Source organism: Hyphobacterium vulgare (assembly GCF_042643335.1).
In the GTDB taxonomy this organism is placed as follows: Bacteria; Pseudomonadota; Alphaproteobacteria; order Caulobacterales; family Maricaulaceae; genus Hyphobacterium; species Hyphobacterium vulgare.
Map to the genome: position 1 here is coordinate 1 of NZ_JBHRSV010000021.1, position 1,920 is coordinate 1,920.

Annotated in this window: 2 protein-coding genes; one reads left to right on the forward strand and one right to left on the reverse strand. The window is 55.4% G+C overall.

Annotated features, from left to right (window positions below):
* Nucleotides 1-219 (forward strand): hypothetical protein (locus ACFOOR_RS11510; protein ID WP_380214595.1); only part of this gene is annotated, 219 nt, incomplete at its 5' end.
* A 133-nt stretch (nucleotides 220-352) separates the two neighbouring features.
* On the opposite strand, the gene ACFOOR_RS11515 is transcribed toward ACFOOR_RS11510, so the two are convergent.
* Complete coding sequence (locus ACFOOR_RS11515) at nucleotides 353-1,171, reverse strand: helix-turn-helix domain-containing protein (RefSeq protein ID WP_343165811.1); 819 nt, start codon at nucleotides 1,169-1,171, stop codon at nucleotides 353-355.
* Nucleotides 1,172-1,920 lie beyond the last annotated feature (749 nt).

Here is a 1,920-nt window from a genome sequence, read left to right on the forward strand (position 1 = left end):
CTTCAGTTCGGGGAAGGGATCGCGATGTCTCGTCATGAGTTTGTCTCTTCTGACGAGCGCTCGAAATCACGCCGAAGTCCAGTCCCGGGAGCGGTATTTGCCGATAAAGTTGCGCGGATGAGGCCGACCGCAAGTATCTGGCCGATCTCGGAAATTCGTTCTCGAGGTGAGAGCGCCTCGACCGCCAGAGCGTTGTGTCCGACTGAAGCGCTCGCCTGAAAGTCAACTGTAAACCCGTCACTGTAAACCATCGCCCGATGTTGTGTGTCTGGCGAAATTAAGCGCTCAGCCTCCCCGTATACGGAACCTGGCCCGGTAGGACCCGTGCGTTCGCGTGCTCTGGGTCTAGCCATCACCCGGACAGCGCCTCTTTCAGGGTCGAGACAGGGACGTCAGAAAAGTGCCGATCGGGGTGTTCAGCCTGTAGGCGTTCGAACTTTCGCCAGGAAATGAGCTGGTCGCAGTGCAGGCCGAGCGTAAATATCGCTTTTGGAATGCGTTTGTCCTTGCCGATCGCGGCGGCATACCAGACGAAAAGGAAGCTCGGTCGATTAGAACAATGCGTACTACTCGTGTCCTCGTACAATCTGAAAGCTGGTTCGTTTCCGATCAGCAGGGCGGTTGCGACTGATCCGTAGCCCTTGGCTTCAAGCGCCTCCACGAAGGCGATTTCTGCCTCGATGGAACGCTCGGCGTTGAGTTTGCGAATTCTCTCGAATCCGTCCGTACCGCCATTCTCATTATTGGAAGACTCAATGGAAGAATCGTGGGCCATTACGTCACCGGACCCACGACTGACTGACTGAGGCTCAGGCCAATCTGGCCGTGCGCTGCTACCTTCCTCCTCCGTCGGGTCAGCCTGACCTGAGCTGTTTGAATTGGCAGTTCCCAGTTCGCGGATCCTTTTGTCGTTCACGTGATAGAAGCTGGAGCGTCCCGGCCGGTTGCGGACACGAACGACGTCAAGACGTTGGAGGTTTGAAAGCGCGCGCTTCACGGTGCGCTCCGAAAAACCGGAGTCGCGCGCGATAAGCCTGATTGAAGGCCAAGGCGCGCGTTTGTCTTTTCCGGTGCGAAGCGTCAGTGCGATCAACACCGCTTTCGACGGGCCCTTCACCCATCCGGCCTCGCGTACGACGAAGATGAGCGGGATTTCCTTAAGTCCTGACATGACTACTCCTTTCCGCACGATGGGCGGGCTAAAGGCGCGTCACGCTTGCGTTTCTAAAGAGATCGGGCCGTGCAGGGAGTGACGCAACGGCCTTTTAAGTTTCACACGTCGAATGGATGCGCACTAGTTTTCGAACCCAAAATCGACCGAAATTCCGTGATCGATTTTGTGCGGTTCGGTTGACAATCGCTCAGTCCAAATCACGCATGCGGATGCGCATCGGCCATGTGCGCCGGCCATAGTCGGCGAGCCACTCTTCCGCTGTTCGTTCCTCAGCGGTTGGACGCGGCCATGCCATTACTGCCTTTGGGTGAGTTGCTTCCAACTCAAGCCAGGAATCTCGAAACCGTTGACGAAGGCTGCCGATTTTGGATGACCTTGAGCGAGCTTTGGCGCGGCTTATCCGCATGCGGCTGTATTTTCACCGAAACGCTTTGAACGCCTTTTCGTCCTCATCGATGAGTGATTTGATGGAATTGCGCGCTACTTCGATCATTCGGTTGATTGAACGATCAGAGATGGATTGATCGGCCCATAACGCCTTAAGGCACTCAGCTACAAACGCTTGTCCGAAGTTTGCCTTTATTGGCAAATCCGAACTCAAAGTTTCAGAATTGCCAAAATGTTTGATCCATACCAGCGTCGCGAGTGACCCAGCCCCCTGAATTCCGGCCAATTGAACGTGGTAGAGTCCATCGAGAAGAGGATGGACGATGCGAAAGAGCCGCTATTCGGAGGAGCAGATCATC

Bases quoted from the DNA above. Each gene is read 5' to 3' on its own strand.
- ACFOOR_RS11515 (WP_343165811.1), bottom strand. From the start codon at position 1,171: ATGTCAGGACTTAAGGAAATCCCGCTCATCTTCGTCGTACGCGAGGCC.